The following is a 21,319-nucleotide window of genomic DNA, read 5'->3' as shown; positions in this document are numbered from 1 at the left end:
TCAGTCTGCCCTGGGCCGCTCCGCGAGGGTGAGGGCGGTCCCCACGAGGCCGATATGGCTGAACGCCTGGGGGAAGTTGCCGAGCTGCCGGCCGGTCGCCGGGTCGTACTCCTCGGCGAGCAGCCCGACGTCGTTGCGCAGCGCGAGGAGGCGTTCGAAGAGGGCGCGGGCGTCCTTGTGGCGGCCGGCCAGGTGGAGGGCGTCGGCGAGCCAGAAGGAGCAGGCGAGGAAGGCGCCCTCGGAGCCGGGGAGGCCGTCCATGCCGTCGGCGGCGGTGTAGCGGCGGATCAGGCCGTCCTCGCTGAGCTCGCGGCGGACCGCGTCGATGGTGCCGATGACGCGGGGGTCGGTGGCGGGGAGGAAGCCGACGCGGGGGATGAGCAGGGTCGCGGCGTCCAGCTCGGGGGAGCCGTAGGACTGGGTGAAGGTGGACCGCTCGGGGTCGTAGCCCTTTTCGCAGACCTCGCGGTGGACGGCGTCGCGCATGGCGCGCCAGCGGTTCGCGTCGCCGCTCAGCTCGGGGGCGGCCTCCATGGCGCGGACGGCGCGGTCGGCGGCCACCCAGGCCATGACCTTGGAGTGGACGAAGTGGCGGCGAGGTCCGCGGACCTCCCACAGCCCCTCGTCGGGGTCGCGCCAGGCGGATTCCAGGAAGTCCATGAGCGCGGTCTGGATCTTCCAGGCGTGCGGTTCTGCGGGCAGCCCGGCGGCGCGGGCGAGGTGGAGGGTGTCGAGCACCTCGCCGTAGACATCGAGCTGGCGCTGGCCGACCGCGCCGTTGCCGACCCGGACGGGGGTGGAGTGCTCGTACCCCTCCAGCCAGGGCAGCTCATGCTCATGGAGCCGGCGCTCGCCCCCGAGGCCGTACATGATCTGGAGCTCGGCCGGGTCGCCGGCGATCGCGCGCAGCAGCCAGTCGCGCCAGGCGGCGGCCTCCTCGTGGTAGCCGGCGCGGAGCAGGGCGTTGAGGGTGAGGGTGGAGTCGCGCAGCCAGCAGTAGCGGTAGTCCCAGTTGCGGACCCCGCCGAGCCGTTCGGGCAGCGAGGTGGTGGGGGCCGCGACGATACCGCCGCTCGGGGCGTAGGTGAGCGCCTTGAGGGTGATCAGGGAGCGGATGACGGCGTCCCGGTGCGGGCCCCGGTAGCGGCAGCGGGCGGCCCAGTCGCGCCAGTCCGCGAGGCTGGAGCGGAGGGCGTCGTACGGGTCGATGAGCCGGGGGCGGGGCTCGTGCGAGGGGTGCCAGGTGAGGACGAAGGCCACCCGGTCCCCGGCCGAGACGGTGAACTCGGAGCGGGTGCTGAAGTCCTTGCCGTAGGTGTGGACCTCGGGTTCCGAGCGCAGCCATACGGAGTCCGGTCCGGCGACCGCGATCCGGTGGCCGTCGGTGCGGCGCATCCAGGGGACGATCCGGCCGTAGTCGAAGCGCAGCCGGAGGACGCCGAGCATCTCGACGCTGCCGGAGACGCCCTCGACGATACGGACGACATCGGGGGCGCGATCGCGCTGCGGCATGAAGTCGATGACCTTGACCGTGCCGGTCTCCGTCTCCCAGACCGACTCCAGGACGAGGGAGTCGTCGAGGTAGCCGCGGCGGGTGCAGGCGCCCGCGTCCTTGGGGGCGAGCCGCCAGTGGCCGTTGTCAGGGCCGCCGAGGAGCGCGGCGAAGCAGGCCGGTGAGTCGAAGCGGGGCAGACACAGCCAGTCGATCGAGCCATGGCGGCTGATCAGGGCCGCCGTCTGGTGGTCACCGATGAGGGCGTAGTCGTCGATGTGCTGGGCCATGTCCGGGCGCCTTCCCCCGGAAGGCCGATCCTAGGCCCGGACGGCGCTCACTCCGCCGTGGCCGCGGCGGGGACCTTCTCCGGGGTGGCCGCAGCCTTGGCGGCCTCGGCGACGCGGTCCCGGCGCTCGCGGCGGGCCAGGACGACCCAGCCGATGGGCACACCGGCGGAGAACAGCCACCACTGGACGGCGTACGCCATATGCGGGCCGATGTCGCTGTGGTTGGGCGCGGGGACCGGCTGGGGCTGCTTGTCGCCCTTGGGGGAGGACGAGGTGAGCTCGATATAGCCGCCGAGGACGGGCCGGGACAGCGACTTCGCCCGCTGCTCGCTGTTGATCAGCGAGACCTGGCGGGGCGGCAGCCCCTGCTTGTCCTTGATGCCGCTGTTGCCGGTGGTCTCGTCGGGCATCAGCCGGCCGGTGACGGTGACCTTGCCGGAGGGGGCGGCGGGGACCTTGGGGAAGACGGTGAGGTCGGTACCGGCCGGGATCCAGCCCCGGTTGACCAGGACCGCGCGGTCGTCCGGGAGCAGCAGCGGGGTGAGGACGAAGTAGCCGATGGACTGCTCGTCGGAGCCGGTGCGCTGGCGGACGACGACCTCATGGGCGGTGTCATAGGTGCCGGTGGCGGTCACCGTGCGCCAGGTGTTGTCGCGGGCCACCGTGCGGCCGGGGGAGGTGAGCTTGTCGACGGCCACGGCGGGGGCGGCGAGGCTGTCCCCGATGAGCTGGTTCTGCGCGACCCGGTGCTCATGGCGGTGCAACTGCCAGAAGCCCAGCCTGATCATCGTCGGGATCAGCGCCAGGGCGATAAGTGTGAGGATCACCCACTGCCGGGTCAACAGGAAGCGGTACACATGGTTGACCCTACTCGGCGTGGATTGTCCCTCGGCCGCTGGGGGCGGCCCAGGCACAATCCACGCAGGTGGCCGGGTTCACACATGGTCGACGATGCCCACCTTCCCTTCCGCCCGGGCGCAGTGCGCACAGCAGAAGAACTGGCCGTCCGCCTCCACGCCCTGCCCGATGATCGGGGCGTTGCAGTGCTCACAGGTGGGCGCCATGCGGTGGATGGCGCACTGGAAACAGTCGAAGACGTGCACATTGCCCTGCGCGTGCACCTCGAATGTCATCCGGTAATCGTTTCCGCATACCTCACAACGTGCCATGCGCCTCAGCGTGCGGGCCCGCGCGGTGGCGGGCGAGCGGCGGCCGGGCGCGTCGCGCCGACTTCACCTGTTTGTCGGCGGCGCTGGGGTGACGTCCTGGAGGAGCTGCATGAAGGCCGCCTCGTCGATCACGGGCGTGCCGAAGGAGCGGGCCTTGGCGGTCTTGGACGTGGGCGAGTCGGGGTCATTGGTGACCAGCACGCTGGTGAGCCGGGAGACGCTGGTGGCCACGTGCAGCCCGGCCTCGATCGCCCGGTCCTCCAGCAGCTCGCGGTCGACGGAGGTGTCCCCGGAGAACGCCACCCGCATGCCCTGGACCAACTGCCCGCCCGGCTCGTACCGCCCGGGGTTGGGGTAGGGGCAGGCGGGGCGCTTGCGGCTGGGGCGCCAGGTCTGCCGGTACGAGCGCTGGCGGCCGATCGCCGGGCCGTCGGACCACTCGGTGAGCGGCTGGCAGGCCAGCAGCGGCAGCCGCAGCCCGGTCTCGGCGGCCCGGTGGAGGCTGGGCCGGAAGGTCTCGGCGAGCACCCGCGCGTCGTCCAGGGCGTGGTGGGCGCGGCGCTGGACCACTCCGTAGTGCGCGGCGAGGGTCTCCAGCTTGTGGTTGGGCAGCGGCAGGCCCAGCTCTTTGGAGAGGGCGATGGTGCACAGCCGCTGCCGCACGGGCGCGGCGCTCTTGGAGCGGGCGTACTCCCGGGCGAGCATCGACCAGTCGAAGGCGGCGTTGTGCGCGACCAGGACGCGGTCGGCCAGGCGCTCGGCCAGCTCCCCGGCGATCTCGGGGAAGCGCGGGGCGCCCTCGAGCACCTCCTCGGTGAGGCCGTGGATCCACACCGGGCCGGGGTCGCGCTGCGGATTGACCAGGGTGTACCAGTGGTCCTGCACCGTGCCCCGGGCGTCGAGCTGATAGACCGCCGCGGAGACGATCCGGTCGTCGCGGGCCAGGCCGGTGGTCTCCACGTCGACGACCGCGTAACCCTGCGGATAGGTGGCCGGCCAGGAGGACGGCGGTGCGGGGTGCGGTGCGGCTGTCGTGGGGTCTTCGAGCATGGTCAATGAGGATACGGGCCGCCGCCGACAACCCTGACCGGCGGGCCGGTCGGGGCAGGTGGGGCCCCGGGGTTGACGGGGCGTCGGGGCCGGGCGGCGGGTCAGAGCTCGGACAGGGCCAGTTGCAGATCGATATTGCTGGTGAGGATGCGGCCGGCGCGCTTGTCCCCCGGGCGGTCGGGCACCGTGACCTTCACCCCGGGCGAATCCCCGGTGAGAACGGTCACCTTGGCGCCGTCGAAGCGCGGGGCCCGCTGCTCGATGACCGACTTCAGCCGGTCGGCGGCGCGCTCCGCGGTCCGTTTGCCGTCGGTGAGGGCGCAGATGACCCCGGATGTCTCCGTCGCGGACTTCGCGAGCTGTCCGGTGGCCGACAGGCGCACCGCGCCCTTGGCGTTCTTCCCGCCGAAGTCGACCCGGTAGGCATCGCCCAGGCAGCGGTCCAGGGCCCGGTAATCCGGGTCGTCCGCCAGGGACTTGCCCTTGGCCGGGCGCACCGTGGACAGGTCCTTGCCGGCGAAGCCGAAGGAGATCTCGTCCTGGGCGATCCGAAGGGTGATGCCCTCCTTCTTCCAGATGGTCTCACCGTGCCAGGTGCTCCGGGTGAATCCGCCCGTCTTGATCTTGGCGGTGATGCCGTCCGCGTCGAAGGAGCCGTCCCAGTGCCCGGCGTAGCCATTGGTGACATCGGTGTCGATCATGGCCGGATCGAGCCCGTAGGCATGGGCGTTGAAGCGGTAGCCGCTCAGCAGTGGGCTGCCCGCCTGGCCGACCGTGCGGAACCGCTGCGAGTCGCCCTTCTCCAGGGAGCGCACCCGGTCGGCGTCGAGATAGGAGACCTGGGCCCCCGTCGCGCCCGCGACCGAGATATGGCCCACCGCGGCCATCAGGGGTGAGGGGGAGTCATCGCCGCCCGGCCCGGAGGAACACCCCGTGGTGAGCGCCGACAGCAAGCAGGCGAGGGCTATGCCGCCGGTCCGGAACCGTTCTCTGGCTCTGCGCACAGGCGGGGAGCTTAATCGGCCATGCGCCCCTGGGCGACCCCTGTTGTTGACATTCCATCTACCATACTTGTTGGTAACTACCCCTAGCGGCGGCCTTACGAGCGGTTCTATGTTGCCGACATGCCGCACCTGCCCAATGCCGTGTTGTGGTCGATACCGGCCTTTGTCCTGCTCACCGTCGTGGAGATGGTGAGCTACCGCTTCCATCCCGACGACGATGCCGAGGGCTACGCGGCGAAGGACGCCGCGACCAGCGTCACCATGGGGCTCGGGAGCCTCGTCTTCGACCTGGTGTGGAAGATCCCGATTGTGGCGATCTACGCCGCCATCTACGAACTCACCCCACTGCGCGTCCCGGTGGTGTGGTGGACGCTGCCGCTGATGCTGCTCGCCCAGGACTTCTTCTACTACTGGTCGCACCGCGGGCACCATGTCATCCGCATCCTGTGGGCGTGCCATGTGGTGCACCACTCCAGCCGCAACTTCAACTTCACCACCGCGCTGCGGCAGCCCTGGACCAGCCTGACCGTGTGGCCGTTCTACGTGCCGATGATCGCGTTCGGGGTGCACCCCGCGGCGGTGGCGTTCTGCTCGTCGGTGAACCTCGTCTACCAGTTCTGGATCCACACCGAGCGGATCGGCACCCTGCCGCGCCCGATCGAGTTCGTCTTCAACACCCCCTCGCACCACCGCGTCCACCACGCCTCCCAAGGCGGCTATCTGGACCGCAACTTCGGGGGCATCCTCATCGTCTGGGACCGGCTCTTCGGGTCGTTCGTCCCCGAGATCGAGCGGCCCGTCTACGGCCTGACGAAGAACATCGACACCTACAACCCGCTGCGGGTGGCCACGCATGAGTACGCGGCCATCGTCCGCGACATCGCGGCGGCGCGGGGCTGGCGGGAGCGGGCGGGCCGGGTCTTCCGGGGGCCGGGCTGGCAGCCCGGGCCGGTCCCGGAGGCGGGGTCGGTCCCGGAGCCCGAGTCGGCCACGGAGCCCGAGCCGGCCACGGAGGCGGAGTCGGCTCCGGATGCCGGGGCGGCTACGGGGGCCGGCCCGCGGGAGCCGGTCGGCGAGAGCGTGCGGTGACGGCCGCCGCCGGGCGCGCGACGAGGGCCCTGCCCGCCCTCTTCGCGCTGCTGACCGCCGTTCACCTGGGAGCGCTGCTCATGGACGCCACCACCGTCGTCCACGCCACCAAGCCCGCCCTGATGCCCGTCCTCGCCGTCTGGGCCCTGGTGCGCGGCGCGCCGTGGCCGCTCCCCGCCGCGCTGGTGTGCGGCTGTGGTGGCGATGTGCTGCTCCAGATCGGCGGTGAGACCGCGTTCCTGGCCGGAATGGGGTGCTTCGCGGCCGGGCACCTCTGCTATCTGGCGCTGTTCACCCGTGCCGGGCGGGGCGCTCTTTTCGGCCGCGCCGGGCGGGGGCCGCTGTCCACCCGCGCCGGGTGGCCTCGTACGGCGCCCTGGGTGGCCGCCGGGTACGGGGCCGCGTGGCTGGGCACGGTGGCGCTGCTGTGGTCCGGCCTCGCCTCGCATCTGCGGCTTCCCGTCGCGGGCTACAGCCTGCTGCTGACGGTCATGGCGCTGGCCGCGCTCGGGGCGGGCCCCTGGACCGGGCTCGGCGGGGCGCTGTTCATGCTCTCCGACACCCTGATCGCGGCCGGGCTCGCCGACTGGCCACGGCCGCCGGTGCCCCAGTTCTGGATCATGGCCACCTATATCGGCGCCCAGTGGCTGCTGATGGCGGGAGCGACGCGCGACGCGGTCCCGCGCCCCGGGCCACAACCGGCGCTCGTCGGGCCGTAAGGAGCGCTCGTGGGCTGGAACCGGCGCTCGTCGAGCCGTAAGGAGCGCTCGTCAGGCCGTGACGGGCAGCCGCCTCAGCCGGACCACCCGCAGCGGGTCCGAGGGGCGGTCATGGCTCAGCTCCCAGCCCCGGGCCCGTGCCGCCTCGACGACATAGCCCGCGCCCACACCCCGGTACTCGCGCACGGCGACGTCGTGCGGGCCCGGCGGCGGGGCCTTCTTCGCCTTCTGGGCGGCCAGCTCCTTGCTGGTCCAGACGGCGATGCGCTTGTCGACCCGGGCCCGGTAGAAGGCCGCGTCGCCCTCGTGCCGCAGCTCCGGGAGCGTCACGCACCAGGCGGGCCACACCGCCACGTTGTCCCCGAACTTGTCGATCAGGCCGAGGAAGCCCTTCTCGAACCCGGGGATGACCGTAAGGATCTCGGCCACGATCCCGAAGGCGATGAAGCCGAGGAAGATCACCACGATCAGCGCCCACCACAGCGGCAGCAGCAGCACGGTCAGTACGAACCGGATCAGCAGCCAGAAGGCCGACCGCGAGGGCAGCGGTCCCCAGGAGGCGTCGTGGTGCACGGGAACGGGATCCTCTCGCCGCTACAGGGGGGATGCGTACGGGCCGCCGGGTGGCTGATCCGCCCCGGCGGCCCGTGCATTGTGTCAGCCGGTCACTTCTCGACGGCGTCCAGGGCGTCCGCGAGCCCGGCGCCGTAGAAGCCGTTGTAGCGCTTGCCGCCCTCGCACACCGCGTCGACCGTGCCGTCGCCGTCGATGTCGTACGGCGTCGGGCAGGCGAGGTCATCGGCCTCGGCCTTCAGCAGCGCCTTGACCATCGCGGGAGAGGCGTGCGGATGGGTGCTCTTGACGAGCGCCGCGACACCGGCGACATGCGGCGAGGCCATCGAGGTGCCCGCCATGTAGCCGTACTGCCCGCCGGGCAGCGTGTTGTAGATCAGGCCGCTGGTGGCCGGGGGCTCCGGCTTCTGGTAGACGGTGCTGTCGCCGCCGGGGGCCGCGATGTCGATGACTCCGAGGCCGTAGTTGGAGAACGAGGACTTGAGGTTTTTGGCGCCGGTCGAGGCGACCGTGACAACACCCGGCAACTGGGTCGGGATGTCCAGGCAGACGCTCGGGTCCACCTCCCGGTCACCGGGGGTGGTGTCGTTGGGGCTGGAGGGGTCGGTGATGGTGTCCGAGGTCAGGTCGTAGTTCTCGTTGCCCGCCGCGGCCACATTGACCACGCCCTTGCGCTCCGCGTACGACGAGGCCCGGCGCACCGCATCGACCAGGGCCTTCTGGTCCGGGTCGGTGGTGCAGTTGAAGTACCACGGGTCGGTGTAATAGCTGTTGTTGGTGACGTCCACGCCGTGTTCGGCGGCCCAGATGAAGCCGCAGACGACCGCCTCGGTGTAGAAGAACCCGGCCGTCGTGGACACCTTGATACCGGAGACCTTGACGCCCGGGGCCACACCGGTGACGCCGATGCCGTTCTTCGCGGCGGCGATCTCCCCCGCGACATGGGTGCCGTGCGGGGACTCCTCCGCGGTCGGCCGCCAGGCGCCGTCGGTGGTGTCCGGCTTGCCCGTCACACAGTTGACGGACGCCTTACGGTCGAAGTTCGGCGCCAGGTCGGGGTGGGTGTCGTCCACACCGGTGTCGATGACCCCGACGGTGACATTCCGGCTGCCCAGGCTCTTCTCATGCGCCTTGTCCGCCTTGATCGCCGGCAGATCCCATTGCAGCGGCTCCAGCGGGTCCTGCCCGGCCTTGGCCTTCGCCGCCACCGCCTGCCGCTCCTTGTCGCTCAGCAGCTTCGGCGTATCGATGTCGTCGGTGGACTGGGCGGGCAGCGGGGCGGTGCGGGTGTTACCGGCGGAGGCCACGCCGCGGACCTTACGGACGCTCTTGGCGAAGTCCGGGTTGGCGGAGTGGACGACGATGACGCCGATCCGGTCGTACGACACCACGACCGTGCCGCCGGCCTGGACGATGGCCTTGCGGATCCGGGACGGGTCCTGCCCCGGGCGGGTGTTGACGACATAGCTCAGGGACGGACCGTCGGCCGCGGTGGCCGCGGCGGCGTGGCCGTCGCGGCCGAGAGCGGTGGCGGTGGTGGGCAGGAAGGCCAGCGCGGTGGTGAGCGCCATGGCGGCGGGTATCGCGGCGGTGCGCAGCGGCAGGGAGGTGCGGCGCGGCGTCATGGGTACTCCGGTTCTCTCGATGGGGTGAGGAGGCTCTGGGCGGACGGACCGGGCTGGATGGACAGCGTTCCGGACCGGGGGCGCGGACGCGCGCTCAGCGCGCCACTCGGGGGACGTGGAGCCCCCGGGCGCGGGCGGCGGCCCGGCGGGCCGCGTCAACGGCCGGGGTACGGCCGGGGTCATCCGCACAAGCGAATGTGCGCGCCCTCGGGGCGCGGATCCCGCACGCCGCCTCGATGCCCCGGGACGCCGCGAGACCGGGGCAGAGGCGGCGGGGAGTGGCGATGGGGTGGTGCGAAGCCGACGGGCCGTCAAAAGCCCGCCGCCCGGGTCTTGGAGGAGCCGATCTCAGATGAGCCATGGGGTCTCCACTTCATCCGTACGGGCCGCCCGGACGCCGTTGGCCTCTGGGCGGGTACATGACGAAGGAAGCTATCGCTGATCAAGGTCGGACATCAATGCATTCCGGAAGAAAACCCGCCACAGTACCCGGAGCCGATCCTTCCTGCGGAGTTGTATCCGTCTTTCAATCAACCGGCCTCTGTCGTAGCGGGTCGGCGTCGCCCTACCATGCGTGATCTGGATCACCTCCGCCGCCCTATGCGTCCCCGTCGGACCCACTCACCAGGAGAGACCGTGGATACCGCCCCGGCCAATGATCGCCCCGACGATCAACGGCAACAAGACCGTTCTTCCTACGCCGAGGTGCAGGCGAGCGCGGAGTTCGGTGAACTGCGCGGTGCCCACCGCTCGTTCGCCTTCCCGCTCACCATCGCGTTCGTGAGCTGGTACCTGCTCTATGTACTGCTGTCCAACTACGCGGGCGACTTCATGGGTGCCAAGGTCGTCGGCCATGTCAACGTGGCCCTGGTGTTCGGGCTCGCCCAGTTCCTGACGACCTTCCTCATCGCCTGGTGGTACTCCCGGCACGCCGCCGCCAAGCTCGACCCCCGCGCCGAGGCGATCAAGTCCCGTATGGAGGAGCGTTCATGAGCTTCCAGCAGCTCGCGGCCGAGAGCGCCTCGGACAACCGGCCGCTGATCATCACGCTCTTCGCGGTCTTCGTCCTGGCCACCCTCGGCATCACCGTCTGGGCGGGCCGGCAGACCAAGGACGCCAACGACTTCTACGCCGGCGGCCGCCAGTTCTCCGGCTTCCAGAACGGCCTCGCCATCTCCGGCGACTATATGTCCGCCGCGTCCTTCCTCGGCATCGCCGGCGCCATCGCGCTCTCCGGCTACGACGGCTTCCTGTACTCGATCGGGTTCCTCGTCGCCTGGCTGGTCGCCCTGCTGCTGGTCGCCGAGCCGCTGCGCAACTCCGGGCGCTACACGATGGGCGACGTGCTCGCCTACCGGATGCGCCAGCGCCCGGTGCGCACCGCCGCGGGCGTCTCCACCATCGTCGTCTCGATCTTCTATCTGCTGGCGCAGATGGCGGGCGCCGGTGTGCTGGTCTCCCTGCTGCTGGGCATCACCAGCGAGGCCGGGAAGATCCTCATCGTCGTCCTCGTCGGCGTCGTGATGATGCTCTACGTCACCATCGGCGGCATGAAGGGCACCACCTGGGTGCAGATGGTCAAGGCCGTGCTGCTGATCGCGGGCACCCTGCTGATCACCTTCCTGGTGCTGCTGAAGTTCAACTTCAACATCTCCGACCTGCTGGGCGAGGCGGCCAAGAACAGCGGCATCGGAGAGTCGTTCCTGGAGCCGGGGCTGAAGTACGGGCTCAACGCCACCACCAAGCTCGACTTCATCTCCCTCGGCATCGCACTGGTCCTGGGCACCGCGGGACTGCCGCACATCCTGATCCGCTTCTACACCGTGCCCACCGCCCAGGCCGCCCGTAAGTCGGTCAACTGGGCCATCGGCATCATCGGCGTCTTCTACCTGATGACCATCGCGCTGGGCTTCGGCGCCGCCGCCCTGCTGGACCGCGACGCCATCATCGCCTCCAACAAATCCGGCAACACCGCGGCCCCGCTGCTCGCCGAGGAGATCGGCGGCGGACCGGACTCCACGGGCGGCGCCATCCTGCTCGCGGTGATCTCCGCGGTGGCGTTCGCGACGATCCTCGCCGTGGTCGCCGGACTCACCCTCGCCTCCTCGTCCTCCTTCGCCCACGACCTGTACGCCAATGTCATCCGTAAGGGCAAGGCGACGCAGAAGGAGGAGATCTCGGCGGCGCGCTGGGCCACCGTCGGCATCGGCACCGTCGCCGTCGTCCTCGGGGTGTTCGCACGAGATCTCAACGTCGCCGGACTCGTGGCGCTCGCCTTCGCGGTCGCCGCCTCCGCAAACCTCCCGACCATCCTTTACAGCCTGTTCTGGAAGCGCTTCACCACCCAGGGCGCGCTGTGGTCCATCTACGGCGGACTGATCTCCTCGGTCTTCCTGGTGCTCTTCTCGCCCGTCGTCTCGGGCAAGGAGACCTCGATGTTCCCGGACGTGGACTTCCACTGGTTCCCGCTGGAGAACCCCGGACTGATCTCCATCCCGCTGGGCTTCCTGCTCGGCTGGCTGGGCACCCTCGTCTCCAAGGAGCAGCCGGACAAGGACAAATACGCCGAGCTGGAGGTCCGCTCGCTCACCGGCCACGGCGCCCACTGACCCGCCCCGACCACCCGCGCGGCCCCTCCCTGTCACACCCGTCGCGTACGCTGCGGGACAATTGACCACAGTGCACGCGATGTCAACCGTGGAGGGGCCGCACCATGCTGATCGACACCTATGGTCGCGTAGCCACCGACCTGAGGGTCTCCCTGACCGACCGCTGTAATCTGCGCTGCACCTATTGCATGCCGGAAGAGGGCCTTCAGTGGCTCGCCAAACCGGATCTGCTCACCGACGACGAGATAGTCCGGCTGATCGGGATCGCCGTCACCGAGCTGGGGGTCACCGAGGTCCGCTTCACCGGCGGTGAGCCGCTGCTGCGCCCCGGTCTGGTCGGCATCGTGGAGCGCTGCGCGGCCCTCGCCCCGCGCCCCCAGATGTCGCTCACCACCAACGGCATCGGGTTGCAGCGCACCGCCCAGGCCCTGCGCGACGCGGGCCTGGACCGGGTCAATGTCTCGCTCGACACCCTGCGCCCGGAGGTCTTTCAGGCACTGACCCGGCGCAAGCGCCATGACGATGTGCTGCGCGGCCTCGACGCGGCGCGCACCGCCGGGCTCACCCCGGTGAAGGTCAACACCGTGCTGATGCCCGGGCTCAACGACGACGAGGCGCCCGATCTGCTCGCCTGGGCCCTGGAGAACGACTATGAGCTCCGCTTCATCGAGCAGATGCCGCTCGATGCCCAGCACGGCTGGAAGCGCGACGGCATGATCACCGCCGGGGACATCCTGACGAGTCTGCGCACCCGCTTCACCCTCACCGCCGAGGACGAGGAGGAGCGCGGCTCCGCGCCCGCCGAGCGCTGGCTGGTCGACGGCGGCCCGGCCCGGGTCGGGGTCATCGCCTCGGTCACCCGCCCCTTCTGCCGCGCCTGCGACCGCACCCGGCTCACCGCCGACGGACAGGTGCGCACCTGCCTGTTCGCGCGCGAGGAGTCCGATCTGCGCGGAGCGCTGCGCTCCGGCGCCCCGGACGAGGAGATCGCCCGGCTGTGGAAGCTGGCGATGTGGGGCAAGAAGGCCGGTTCCGGGCTCGACGACCCGTCGTTCCTCCAGCCCGACCGGCCGATGTCGGCGATCGGCGGCTGACCGTTCGCGGGGGCGGTGATCAGGGGGGATCAGGGGCGGGGGAGTGGCCGCGGTCAGTGGTCGGCGGCCGACCACTCCGCCAGTGTCACCACGTCCTTGAGAAAGCCCCGCATCCCGAGGAACTCCGACAGATACTCGCGGTGCTCCTCGCAGGCCAGCCAGGTCTTGCGCCGCTCCGGGGTGTGGATCTTGGGATTGTTCCAGGCCAGCACCCATACGGCCGGGGCGCGGCAGCCCTTGGCGGAACAGATCACGGCGTCGGTCTCGGCGGAGGTCTCGCGGGTGTTCACACCGCAGACTCTACGGAAGGCCCGGCGGACATGGCGACGCCGGGCAGCCACGGGGGGAGCCGCCCGGCGTCGGTCCGTCGCTCCGACGGGGGATGCGGAGCGCGTACGCAGTATGTCACGAGGGATGGGGCCCGGTGCACCGGTACTGCACTATTGATCTGAGGTTTTCTTGAGCTTACGGAAACGTGGCAGGTCAGCCCCGCTCGCCCCGTCCAGGCTCGCTGATATGTCCGACGTCCTCCGGGACGGATTCCGCCCGGCGGGAATCGGCCGGCTCCTCACCGCGCCCGGCGATCAGCATAGGACGGGGCGGGGTCGGGATGAAGGTGGTGGGCAGCGAAGTGGAGTTCTCCCGGCCCGCGTTGGCGATCACCACCGCGATATAGGGCAGCACCACGCCCAGCACCAGGGCCACGATGGCCACATGGCGCTCCACGTTCCACAACACCGCCGCCAGCACGACCGCGAGGGTCCGCACCGACATCGAGATCACATAGCGGCGCTGCCGGCCGCGGACATCATCGGCCAGCCCCTGCCGGGCTCCGGTGATCCGGAAGACCTCCGCATCGCCATGCTTCCGCATCACGTTCCACCACCTGATCGCCGAGCGGGCTTCCCCCGCTCTGGGACGTACTCAACGTTACGCCGCGTCTGCTGTCGGTTCGAGACCGGGGCGTCCTGACGGGTGCCGTCCGGGGTGCGCCAGAAGGCGTACCGGCCCTCCGGCGTGCGCCGTACCCGAAGTGGCCGAACACTGGAGGGGATGTGCATCTCCCGTGCATCCCTTCGCCGCGTGTCAGGGAGGCGACATGAACTGGCTATGGGCGATCGTCGTGGGATTGGTCCTGGGTGTGATCGCCAGGGCGATTCTCCCCGGCAAACAGGCCATTCCGCTCTGGCTGACCTGCGTCTACGGCATCCTCGGCGGCATGCTGGGCAACGCGGTGGCCGGCTGGATCGGGGTCAGGACCACCGGGGGCTTCGACTGGATCCGGCATCTGCTCCAGTTGGCGTTCGCGGTGGGGATCGTGGCCCTGGGCACCCCGCTGTGGCACTCCATCCGCGGCGGTGGACGCAGACACGGCGCCGAGCGGACCTGAGCGGATCTGAACGGACCTGAGCGGACCTGAACGGCGGCCCCCGGGAACGCGGCCCGCCGCGCGAGGGTGCCGGGGGTGCCGATACGACGGTGGTGGTGTGCGCCGGGGTTACGGATACGGCGGCGGCCGGCGCGCGTGGTGGACGCGCACCGGCCGCCGCTCTCGTCCAGCGGTGAGGTGGGCGGGTTACACCCCGCGCACCTGGGCGATCTTCCGCCCGGCCTTGAGGTAGACCGTGCCGGAGTCCGCCGTCACCCCGGAGGACGCCAGCGTCTCCGCGACCACCTCGGCCAGCGGGCGCACCGCCTGGGCCTCGGGCAGCACCACCGACTCCTGGCCGCCCTCGGTCTCGATCACCAGCCGCAGACCGTTCTGCTTGGCGACCCGGCGGGCGGCCGACGCGCTGGGCTGGAACTCCAGCACCTTGCTCAGCACGGTCGCGATGGACTCGGCGCCGTGCTCCCCGGCGTCGACCACCGGCAGCGTCTCGACATCGGTGAAGCTCTTCTTGGAGAACTGGGCCACGAAGCCCGCCCGGGCCGCCATCGCCTTCTCGACGCCGTACAGCGCCGCCACGACCTCACCCGCCAGGACCTTCTTCAGATCCATCGGGTGCAGCGACCGGTCCGCCACCCGGGTGGTCGCGGCGGCGATCTCCGCGTCCGTCCACTCGGTCCATGCCTCCAGGTACGGCTGCATCAGCCGGTCCGGAATCGACATGATCTTGCCGAAGACATCGTCGGCGGTCGCGGACAGCGCGACATAGTTGCCCTTGGACTTGGACATCTTGGCGCCGGTGCCGTCCGTGCCCTCGATCAGCGGCATCGTGACCACCAACTGCGGCCGCTGCCCGCGCAGCTCCATCAGCTTGCGGCCCATCTGAAGATTGAGGAGCTGATCCGCGCCGCCCAGCTCCACATCGCACTCCAGGGCCACCGAGTCGAGGGCCTGCGCGATCGGGTAGAGCAGCTCGGACATGGTGAGCCCCGAACCGGCGGCCAGCCGGTTGCGGAAGTCCTCGCGCTGGAGCAACTGGGAGACCGGCACCTGGGAGAGCAGCCCCAGCAGCTCGGGGAAGGTGTACGGCGCCAGCCACTCGCTGTTCTGCCGGAGGCTGACCTTCTCGAAGTCGAAGAAGGGCCGGACCTGGTCCTGGTAGCCCGCGAGGTTGCGGGCGATGTCCTCGTCGGTCAGCGGCGGGCGCTCCGCCGTACGGCCCGACGGGTCGCCGATCTTGGCCGTGAAGTCGCCGATCAGCAGGGTGACGTCATGCCCCATCCGCTGGAAGCGGCTGAGGATGATCATCGGCACCACATGGCCCAGATGCACATCTGCGGCCGTCGGGTCGATGCCCAGCTTGATGCCCAGGCCCCGGCCCGCGCCGCGGCGCTCCTCGATCCGCTTGGCCAGCTCCGCAACGCCGGGCAGGATCTCGACCGTACGGGACGCGATCAGCTCGGCCTGCTCCGTCGGCGACAGGTCCGTCAGATCGATATAGCGCCGCGAGCCCGTCTCCTCGAGCAGCCGCTCGACGGTCTTGTCGGAGGAGAGGTCCTGGGTGAGGAGCTCGGTGGCGCGGGCGACGGATTCGCCGAGGCGTGTCATGGCGTTCCTGTTGATAGACGAAACGGATACGGATCAGATCGATCGGGCGTGGACCAGTCTATTCGGCTCGTTCACACCCCCTTGCTGACCGAGCTCATATTGAAGTCCGGGATGCGCAGTGCGGGCACCGCGGCGCGGTTGAAGTAGTCGCTCCACTCCCGCGCCAGCGTCCGCTCGGTGCGGCCCGCCTCGGTGGCGCGGGCGAGCAGATCCACCGGGGATTCGTTGAACCGAAAATTGTTCACCTCGCCGACCACCTCGCCGTTCTCCACGAGATAGACGCCGTCCCTGGTCAGCCCGGTCAGCAGCAGCGTCGCCGGATCGACCTCGCGGATGTACCACAGGCAGGTCAGCAGCAGCCCCCGCTCGGTCGAGGCGACCATCTCCTCCAGCGAGCGGGTGCCGCCCGCGTCCGCGATCAGGTTGTCCACGGGGGGAGCCAGCGGCAGCCCGGTGAGCCCGGCCGTGTGCCGGGTGGTGATCAGCTTCTGGAGTACGCCGTCGCGGATCCAGTCGGTGGCGGACAGCGGCAGACCGTTGTCGAAGACCGACGCGTCATCCCCGGACGAGTGCGCGATCACGAACGGCGCCGCCTCGAGCCCCGGCTCGGCCGGGTCGCTGCGCAGTGTGAGGGGCAGTTCGGACAGCTTCTCGCCGACCCGGGTGCCACCGCCCGGCTTGCTGAAGACCGTACGGCCCTCCGCCGCGTCCCGTGCCGAGGACGACCAGAGCTGGTCGATCAGCAGATCGGCCACCGCGCTCGGGGGCAGCAGCGTCTCATAGCGGCCGGCCGGCAGCTCGACCCTCCGCTCGGCCCAGGCCAGCCGCTGGCCGAGCTCGGCGTCGATCGCGGCCGGGTCCACATCGGTGAAGTCGCGGGTGGCCCGCCCGGCCCAGGCCGAACGCGTCCGATCTGGGGATTTGGCGTTGACCTCCAGCGTGCCGGTCGGCTGGTCATGGCGCAGCCGCAGCCCGGTGGAACTGCCCAGATAGCTGGAGACCAGCTCATGGTGGGCGAATCCGTACAGCTCCCGGCCGCCCGCGCGGGCCCGGGCGAAGGACTCGCCGAGGGCGGGGGCGAAGTCGGCGAACACCTCGGAGGAGGTCACGGCGGGGGAGTCGGTGAAGCCGGGGGAGACCGCCGCACCCGCGTCCCGCTCCACCAGCGGCTGGGCGTCCTCGGCGGGCTCCGCCTCCCGCGCGGCCGCCTCGGCGGCCCGGACCAGCGGCTCCAGCTCCTCGACGGTGACCGCGGACCGGGACACCACACCCGAGGCGGTGCCCTGCCCGCCGTTCACGGTGGCCACGACGGTCAGGGTGCGGCCACGGGTGACGCCGTTGGTCGTCAGGGCGTTGCCCGCCCAGCGCAGATTGGCCGTCGAATTCTCGTTCGCGATCACCACACAGCCGTCCGCACGGGACAGCTCCAGGGCGCGCTCGACGATTTCATGCGGCTTGCTGCTCATCGTCCCGCCTCCTGGGTGGTGTTGAGGATGTTGACGCCGCGGAACAGCGCCGACGGGCAGCCGTGCGAGACGGCCGCGATCTGCCCGGGCTGGGCCTTGCCGCAGTTGAAGGCGCCGCCCAGGACATACGTCTGCGGCCCGCCCACGGCCGTCATCGAACCCCAGAAGTCGGTGGTGGTGGCCTGGTAGGCGAAGTCGCGCACCTGCCCGGCGAGCGCGCCGTTCCTGATGCGGTACGCCCTTTGCGCCGTGAACTGGAAGTTGTACCGCTGCATATCGATCGACCAGGAGCGATCGCCGACCAGATACAGACCGTTCTCGACATCCCCGATCAGCTCCTCCGTCGAGGGGCCGCCGGGGGCGGGCTGGAGCGATACGTTCGCCATCCGCTGCACCGGCACATGGCCCGGCGAATCGGCGAACGCGCAGCCGTTGGACCGCTCGAAACCGGTCAGCCGGGCGATCCGGCGGTCGAGCTGATACCCGACGAGGGTGCCGTCCTTCACCAGATCCCAGGACTGCGCCGCCACCCCCTCGTCGTCGTACCCGATGGTGGCCAGCCCGTGCTCGGCGGTCCGGTCCCCGGTCACGTTCATCACCTGGGAGCCGTACTTCAGCGACCCGAGCTGATCGAAGGTGGCGAAGGAGGTGCCCGCGTACGCCGCCTCGTAGCCGAGCGCACGGTCCAGCTCGGTGGCGTGGCCGATCGACTCATGGATGGTCAGCCACAGATTGGACGGGTCCACCACCAGGTCGTACGACCCGGCCTCGACGGACGGCGCACGCATCTTCTCCGCCAGCAGCTCCGGGATCTGCGCCAACTCCGCGTCCCAGTCCCAGCCGCCCGCTCCGGGCCCGCCGGTCAGATACTCCCAGCCGCGCCCGACCGGCGGGGCCAGCGTGCGCATCGAGTCGAACTCCCCGCTCGCCGGGTCCACCGCGACGGCGGTGAGCTGCGGATGGAGCCGGACGCGCTGCTGGGTGGTCGTGGTGCCCGCGGTGTCCGCGTAGAACTTGTTCTCGTGGACGGTGAGGAGCGACGCGTCCGCATGCGCGACCCCCTCGGCCCGCAGCAGCCGGTCACTCCATTCGGCGAGCAGTCCGGTCTTGTCGGCGTCCGGCACCTCGAACGGGTCGATCTCGTACGACGACACCCAGGTCCTGTCGGCATGCACCGGCTCCGCCGCGAGCTCCACCCGCTCATCCGACCCCGCGGCCTCGATCACCTTGGCCGACAGCTTGGCCATCGCCACCGCCTGCGAGGCCACTCGGGCGGCGGCGTCCATGCTGAGGTCCACCCCCGAGGCGAACCCCCACGCCCCACCGTGCACCACCCGCACCGCATACCCCAGATCGGTGATGTCCGAGGCCCCGGACGGCCTGCCATCCCGCAACCGCCATGCGGCACTGCGCACCCGCTCGAACCGGAAGTCGGCATGCTCGGCCCCGAGCGCCCGAGCCCGCGCGAGCGCCGCGTCGGCGAGCGCCCTCAGCGGCAGCGCGAGGAAGGACGGATCAATCTCGTGCGCCACGGGCGACTCCCCTTCGTCGGTTCTGTCGATGATGTTGTCCGTCGGCAGTGAACCATGTCGGTGTGGGGTGGGGCGCGGTAATTCGCCCCTGCGGGCCGGACCTGCTGCTCAACGGCCCCGAAGGCGCGAGACGGCGGCGTGGAAAGCCCACGCCGCCTACCGCCCAACGGGTCGGTTACGCGCCGAACTCCTCAGCCGTGAGACGGTCGATGAACGCGTCCCACTGGCGTATGGAGAAGGCGAGTTGTGATCCGTGGCGGTTCTTGGAATCCCGTACGTGGACGGTGTCGGCGGTGGCGGCCACCTCGACGCACATGCCGCCCTCGCTACTGCTGTAACTGCTCTTGAACCAGCACAGGTTGACGTGCTTGTCGCTCATATTTCTCCCCGCAGCTTCTCGATGAGCTCCAACGACTCACGTGGCCTGAGAGCCTGTGCTCTGATGATGCCGTAGCGCAGCTCGATCTCCCGGACTGATTTCCGGTCCGTGAGCAGCCTGCTGACGCTCTGGGCCTCCACATAAGCCATCGTTTGCCGTCCTTTGGGCTCCAGTAGGGCAAAGGGACCCGCGGTTCCGGCGTGATCGTCCACGTTGATCGGCATGACCTGGAGCTCCACGTTTCGCATCTGCCCGATCCGCAGAAGGCGCTCCAACTGTCCTCGCAGCACCGTCGGACCGCCGTAAGGGCGACGCAGTACCGCCTCCTCGGTGACGAAGCTCATGATCGGGGCCGGTTGCCGGGAGAGGAGTTCCTGCCGGGCCAGCCTCGCGGACACCAGCCGCTCTATGGCCTCCTCGTCCAGTAACGGCCGCTGCATATTGAGCACCGCACGGGCGTAGTCCTCGGTCTGGAGCAACCCGTTGACCACCAGGCATTCGTACGCGTGGAACTCGACCGCCTGCGCCTCCAGCCGTGCCGCGCCCCGGAAGAACGCCGGGAGCTGTACGTTGGCGACTTCCTCCCTGGCGGCCCGCAGCACCCCGAACGCCTCCAGCGCCTCGTCCGCCGCGTCCAGGAAATCCGGCTGTGGCACCCGACGTCGCTGCTCGACCGAGGAGACCTGCTCCTCGCTGTACCCGATCGCCTCACCCAACTGTGCCTGTGTGAGCCCCGCCCGTTCGCGGAAGAGCTTCACCTGCCTGCCGATGCACTTGACGATGTCACCCGCCATGACCCACCCACCTCCTTGCGCGAGAACGCGCCCCTTCCCCTCGGCGTCACGGCGGTCCTCCCGTACGGGCACCGACCGTGCCCGTACCGCGACCCTGCGTACCCGCCGCCCGTCTGGTCAGGCTAGGTGCGCTTCGCCACGCTCGGTGACGTGAATGGCGAAAATCCCCCTAGCGGTACGTTCGAGATGTTCTTCACCTCTTCCCGGCGCGGTGCCCGGCTCGCCCGGCGCCTCGTCGTTCGCAGATTGGAGGAGTGGGGCATTGCCCGCGACAGTGACGCCTCGCAGAGCCTCGCGCTGATCGCGGGGGAACTCGCGGCGAATGCCGTGAGTCATGGGCATGTGCCCGGTCGGCACTTTCATCTGCGGCTCAGCGTTCAGCCGCCGCCCGGTCCCGATGGCCGTCGGGCTGCTGCCTCGGCCCGTATCGAGGTGTCCGACGCCCGCGACGAGCGGCGTCCTGTGCTCCGTAACCAAGGAGACGAGGCGGAGGACGGACGCGGGCTGCTGCTCGTGGACGCGCTGGCCTCGAAGTGGGGAGTGGCCGAACGAGGCGTCGGTAAGACGGTGTGGTGCGAATACGCTCTCGCTTCCGAGGAGTGCCGGTCGCAGCAGGTCACGGGAGACACTGGAGCCGGCGATGCGTGATGATGGAGGCACAGACGAGCAGGTTCGCCGTGGTGAAGGAGCGTCGGCCGTGGAGTACGGTCGTCTACGGGGAATCGCGGAGCGGCTCGCCGAGCACGCCCCGGACCCGTTCCGGGGCTATGGGATCAGTGGTGACGAGATCGTCATGATGATGTCGACCTCGCGTCCGCACGAGTTCGTCGCTCTGCGTATCCGTCAGCAGCTTGACCGGCAAATCCCGTCTTTTCTGGTCGCTCACACGGGCGGTGAGGTGGAAGATGCCTCTCTTGGGAAACTTCGCGCCCTGATCTGATCGTCGTTCCGGACGCGGTGTTTGCCGAGAACACGATGGCGCCCTTCCATTCTCGAGATGTCGCTTTGGTCGCCGAGATCGTCTCGCCGTCGAATCACTCCACCGACTATGTCGAGAAGATGCACGACTACCCGGCGATGGGCATCCCTCTCTATCTTCTCGTCGACCCACGGAAGGGCACGATCGCGGCCCTGTCCGACCCAGGTCCCGGGCTCGGCGGGGGCCCCGTTACCGCACCCGCAGCGATTACGCCTTTGGCGACGAGGTGACCATCGGTGACTGGACCCTCTCCACTACGGACCTGCGGACCTATCCCGAGGACCGCTGACCCGCTGACTGCTGTCGGCGGCCAGCAGCCGCTCGCTCCACTCGGCGAGCAATCGGGTCTTGTCGGAATCGGCCGCGTCGAAGGGGTTGATCTGGCGCGCGAAGGCCGCGTCGGCGAGTGCACTCAGGGACAACGCGAGGAAGGAGGAGTAATTGCCCCTGAACGCCGGGG

The 21,319-nt window shown here is 70.0% G+C and carries 24 protein-coding genes; 9 read left to right on the top strand and 15 right to left on the bottom strand.

The features are described 5' to 3' along the window. The 5 genes from ACK1X7_RS13215 to ACK1X7_RS13195 all read right to left on the bottom strand — a co-directional run bounded on the left by ACK1X7_RS13215 (position 1) and on the right by ACK1X7_RS13195 (position 5,005). Complete coding sequence (locus ACK1X7_RS13215; RefSeq protein WP_385153470.1) at positions 1 to 1,782, bottom strand: glycoside hydrolase family 15 protein; 1,782 nt, start codon at positions 1,780 to 1,782, stop codon at positions 1 to 3. Between the two features lie 47 nt (positions 1,783 to 1,829). Then, positions 1,830 to 2,639, bottom strand: coding sequence for an SURF1 family protein (locus tag ACK1X7_RS13210; protein ID WP_385153473.1), 810 nt, complete (start codon positions 2,637 to 2,639; stop codon positions 1,830 to 1,832). A 78-nt stretch (positions 2,640 to 2,717) separates the two neighbouring features. Then, on the bottom strand, positions 2,718 to 2,951 hold the full coding sequence (locus ACK1X7_RS13205) for a hypothetical protein (protein WP_216341901.1): 234 nt from the start codon (positions 2,949 to 2,951) through the stop codon (positions 2,718 to 2,720). Positions 2,952 to 3,014: 63 nt separating this feature from the next. After that, the gene (locus ACK1X7_RS13200; protein WP_385153476.1) at positions 3,015 to 4,001 is read right to left on the bottom strand and encodes a DEDDh family exonuclease; all 987 of its coding nucleotides are present in this window, start codon (positions 3,999 to 4,001) and stop codon (positions 3,015 to 3,017) included. A 101-nt stretch (positions 4,002 to 4,102) separates the two neighbouring features. After that, positions 4,103 to 5,005, bottom strand: coding sequence for a hypothetical protein (locus ACK1X7_RS13195; protein WP_413115117.1), 903 nt, complete (start codon positions 5,003 to 5,005; stop codon positions 4,103 to 4,105). 120 nt (positions 5,006 to 5,125) lie between these two features. Here ACK1X7_RS13195 and ACK1X7_RS13190 point away from each other — a divergent pair, with 120 nt between their 5' ends. After that, positions 5,126 to 6,094, top strand: a complete 969-nt coding sequence (locus ACK1X7_RS13190) for a sterol desaturase family protein (protein WP_390793018.1) — start codon at positions 5,126 to 5,128, stop codon at positions 6,092 to 6,094. Then, positions 6,091 to 6,813 carry a lysoplasmalogenase gene (locus tag ACK1X7_RS13185; RefSeq protein ID WP_390793019.1) on the top strand — a complete coding sequence of 241 codons (723 nt, stop codon included), beginning with the start codon at positions 6,091 to 6,093 and terminating at the stop codon, positions 6,811 to 6,813. Before ACK1X7_RS13190 ends, ACK1X7_RS13185 begins: the two co-directional genes overlap by 4 nt. 51 nt (positions 6,814 to 6,864) lie before the next feature. Here the strand turns inward: ACK1X7_RS13185 and ACK1X7_RS13180 are convergent, their stop codons facing one another. Both ACK1X7_RS13180 and ACK1X7_RS13175 read right to left on the bottom strand, forming a co-directional pair. Continuing rightward, positions 6,865 to 7,386: a hypothetical protein gene (locus tag ACK1X7_RS13180; protein WP_385153488.1), complete on the bottom strand. Its 522-nt coding sequence runs from the start codon at positions 7,384 to 7,386 to the stop codon at positions 6,865 to 6,867. Positions 7,387 to 7,478: 92 nt separating this feature from the next. After that, complete coding sequence (locus ACK1X7_RS13175) at positions 7,479 to 9,011, bottom strand: S8 family peptidase (RefSeq protein ID WP_385153490.1); 1,533 nt, start codon at positions 9,009 to 9,011, stop codon at positions 7,479 to 7,481. A gap of 636 nt (positions 9,012 to 9,647) precedes the next feature. Between ACK1X7_RS13175 and ACK1X7_RS13170 the strand changes: the two genes are divergently transcribed. The 3 genes from ACK1X7_RS13170 (at position 9,648) to moaA (ending at position 12,714) form a co-directional block, all read left to right on the top strand. Next, complete coding sequence (locus tag ACK1X7_RS13170) at positions 9,648 to 10,004, top strand: DUF485 domain-containing protein (protein WP_361500408.1); 357 nt, start codon at positions 9,648 to 9,650, stop codon at positions 10,002 to 10,004. Further along, positions 10,001 to 11,620 carry a solute symporter family protein gene (locus ACK1X7_RS13165; RefSeq protein ID WP_216341895.1) on the top strand — a complete coding sequence of 540 codons (1,620 nt, stop codon included), beginning with the start codon at positions 10,001 to 10,003 and terminating at the stop codon, positions 11,618 to 11,620. The genes ACK1X7_RS13170 and ACK1X7_RS13165 overlap by 4 nt, the downstream gene beginning before the upstream one ends. Positions 11,621 to 11,724: 104 nt before the next feature. After that, positions 11,725 to 12,714, top strand: a complete 990-nt coding sequence (moaA, locus tag ACK1X7_RS13160) for a GTP 3',8-cyclase MoaA (protein ID WP_361500406.1) — start codon at positions 11,725 to 11,727, stop codon at positions 12,712 to 12,714. Positions 12,715 to 12,767: 53 nt separating this feature from the next. On the opposite strand, the gene ACK1X7_RS13155 is transcribed toward moaA, so the two are convergent. Further along, complete coding sequence (locus ACK1X7_RS13155) at positions 12,768 to 13,004, bottom strand: hypothetical protein (protein ID WP_361500403.1); 237 nt, start codon at positions 13,002 to 13,004, stop codon at positions 12,768 to 12,770. 193 nt (positions 13,005 to 13,197) lie between these two features. Continuing rightward, positions 13,198 to 13,587, bottom strand: coding sequence for a DUF3099 domain-containing protein (locus ACK1X7_RS13150; RefSeq protein ID WP_216341914.1), 390 nt, complete (start codon positions 13,585 to 13,587; stop codon positions 13,198 to 13,200). A 226-nt stretch (positions 13,588 to 13,813) separates the two neighbouring features. Here ACK1X7_RS13150 and ACK1X7_RS13145 point away from each other — a divergent pair, with 226 nt between their 5' ends. After that, a complete protein-coding gene (locus ACK1X7_RS13145; protein WP_385153493.1) occupies positions 13,814 to 14,104 on the top strand; it encodes a GlsB/YeaQ/YmgE family stress response membrane protein in 291 nt (96 codons plus the stop codon). A gap of 186 nt (positions 14,105 to 14,290) precedes the next feature. Here ACK1X7_RS13145 and tyrS read toward each other — a convergent pair whose 3' ends face one another. The 5 genes from tyrS to ACK1X7_RS13120 form a co-directional block, all read right to left on the bottom strand. Continuing rightward, positions 14,291 to 15,709 carry a tyrosine--tRNA ligase gene (gene tyrS / locus ACK1X7_RS13140; RefSeq protein ID WP_398159274.1) on the bottom strand — a complete coding sequence of 473 codons (1,419 nt, stop codon included), beginning with the start codon at positions 15,707 to 15,709 and terminating at the stop codon, positions 14,291 to 14,293. 71 nt (positions 15,710 to 15,780) lie between these two features. Then, complete coding sequence (locus ACK1X7_RS13135; RefSeq protein WP_385152361.1) at positions 15,781 to 17,175, bottom strand: metallopeptidase TldD-related protein; 1,395 nt, start codon at positions 17,173 to 17,175, stop codon at positions 15,781 to 15,783. Beyond that, positions 17,172 to 18,707: a TldD/PmbA family protein gene (locus ACK1X7_RS13130; RefSeq protein WP_390793022.1), complete on the bottom strand. Its 1,536-nt coding sequence runs from the start codon at positions 18,705 to 18,707 to the stop codon at positions 17,172 to 17,174. Before ACK1X7_RS13130 ends, ACK1X7_RS13135 begins: the two co-directional genes overlap by 4 nt. A 175-nt stretch (positions 18,708 to 18,882) precedes the next feature. Then, positions 18,883 to 19,086, bottom strand: a complete 204-nt coding sequence (locus ACK1X7_RS13125; RefSeq protein ID WP_385152367.1) for a DUF397 domain-containing protein — start codon at positions 19,084 to 19,086, stop codon at positions 18,883 to 18,885. After that, positions 19,083 to 19,880, bottom strand: coding sequence for a helix-turn-helix domain-containing protein (locus tag ACK1X7_RS13120; protein ID WP_398159272.1), 798 nt, complete (start codon positions 19,878 to 19,880; stop codon positions 19,083 to 19,085). The genes ACK1X7_RS13125 and ACK1X7_RS13120 overlap by 4 nt, the downstream gene beginning before the upstream one ends. A 126-nt stretch (positions 19,881 to 20,006) precedes the next feature. Here ACK1X7_RS13120 and ACK1X7_RS13115 point away from each other — a divergent pair, with 126 nt between their 5' ends. Genes ACK1X7_RS13115 through ACK1X7_RS13105 form a run of 3 tightly spaced genes read left to right on the top strand, consistent with a single transcriptional unit; the run spans position 20,007 to position 21,089 of the window. Beyond that, a complete protein-coding gene (locus ACK1X7_RS13115; RefSeq protein WP_390793023.1) occupies positions 20,007 to 20,528 on the top strand; it encodes an ATP-binding protein in 522 nt (173 codons plus the stop codon). Positions 20,529 to 20,577: 49 nt separating this feature from the next. Continuing rightward, positions 20,578 to 20,820, top strand: a complete 243-nt coding sequence (locus tag ACK1X7_RS13110) for a hypothetical protein (RefSeq protein WP_385152376.1) — start codon at positions 20,578 to 20,580, stop codon at positions 20,818 to 20,820. Between the two features lie 17 nt (positions 20,821 to 20,837). Continuing rightward, a complete protein-coding gene (locus tag ACK1X7_RS13105; protein WP_390793024.1) occupies positions 20,838 to 21,089 on the top strand; it encodes a Uma2 family endonuclease in 252 nt (83 codons plus the stop codon). A gap of 24 nt (positions 21,090 to 21,113) precedes the next feature. Here the strand turns inward: ACK1X7_RS13105 and ACK1X7_RS13100 are convergent, their stop codons facing one another. After that, positions 21,114 to 21,281 carry a hypothetical protein gene (locus ACK1X7_RS13100; protein WP_385152379.1) on the bottom strand — a complete coding sequence of 56 codons (168 nt, stop codon included), beginning with the start codon at positions 21,279 to 21,281 and terminating at the stop codon, positions 21,114 to 21,116. Positions 21,282 to 21,319: the final 38 nt, after the last annotated feature.

It is taken from the genome of Streptomyces sp. CY-1, assembly GCF_047218265.1.
GTDB classification, from domain to species: domain Bacteria; phylum Actinomycetota; class Actinomycetes; order Streptomycetales; family Streptomycetaceae; genus Streptomyces; species Streptomyces niphimycinicus.
This window is presented reverse-complemented; position numbering and strand designations above follow the sequence as displayed.

Excerpts from the sequence above, each read along its gene's own strand:
- ACK1X7_RS13135 (WP_385152361.1), bottom strand. The coding sequence starts at position 17,175 with ATGAGCAGCAAGCCGCATGAAATCGTCGAGCGCGCCCTGGAGCTGTCC.
- ACK1X7_RS13120 (WP_398159272.1), bottom strand. The coding sequence starts at position 19,880 with ATGGCGGGTGACATCGTCAAGTGCATCGGCAGGCAGGTGAAGCTCTTC.
- ACK1X7_RS13190 (WP_390793018.1), top strand. The coding sequence starts at position 5,126 with ATGCCGCACCTGCCCAATGCCGTGTTGTGGTCGATACCGGCCTTTGTC.
- tyrS (WP_398159274.1), bottom strand. The coding sequence starts at position 15,709 with ATGACACGCCTCGGCGAATCCGTCGCCCGCGCCACCGAGCTCCTCACC.
- ACK1X7_RS13175 (WP_385153490.1), bottom strand. The coding sequence starts at position 9,011 with ATGACGCCGCGCCGCACCTCCCTGCCGCTGCGCACCGCCGCGATACCC.
- ACK1X7_RS13145 (WP_385153493.1), top strand. The coding sequence starts at position 13,814 with ATGAACTGGCTATGGGCGATCGTCGTGGGATTGGTCCTGGGTGTGATC.
- ACK1X7_RS13215 (WP_385153470.1), bottom strand. The coding sequence starts at position 1,782 with ATGGCCCAGCACATCGACGACTACGCCCTCATCGGTGACCACCAGACG.
- moaA (WP_361500406.1), top strand. The coding sequence starts at position 11,725 with ATGCTGATCGACACCTATGGTCGCGTAGCCACCGACCTGAGGGTCTCC.
- ACK1X7_RS13200 (WP_385153476.1), bottom strand. The coding sequence starts at position 4,001 with ATGCTCGAAGACCCCACGACAGCCGCACCGCACCCCGCACCGCCGTCC.
- ACK1X7_RS13150 (WP_216341914.1), bottom strand. The coding sequence starts at position 13,587 with ATGCGGAAGCATGGCGATGCGGAGGTCTTCCGGATCACCGGAGCCCGG.
- ACK1X7_RS13125 (WP_385152367.1), bottom strand. The coding sequence starts at position 19,086 with ATGAGCGACAAGCACGTCAACCTGTGCTGGTTCAAGAGCAGTTACAGC.
- ACK1X7_RS13205 (WP_216341901.1), bottom strand. The coding sequence starts at position 2,951 with ATGGCACGTTGTGAGGTATGCGGAAACGATTACCGGATGACATTCGAG.
- ACK1X7_RS13165 (WP_216341895.1), top strand. The coding sequence starts at position 10,001 with ATGAGCTTCCAGCAGCTCGCGGCCGAGAGCGCCTCGGACAACCGGCCG.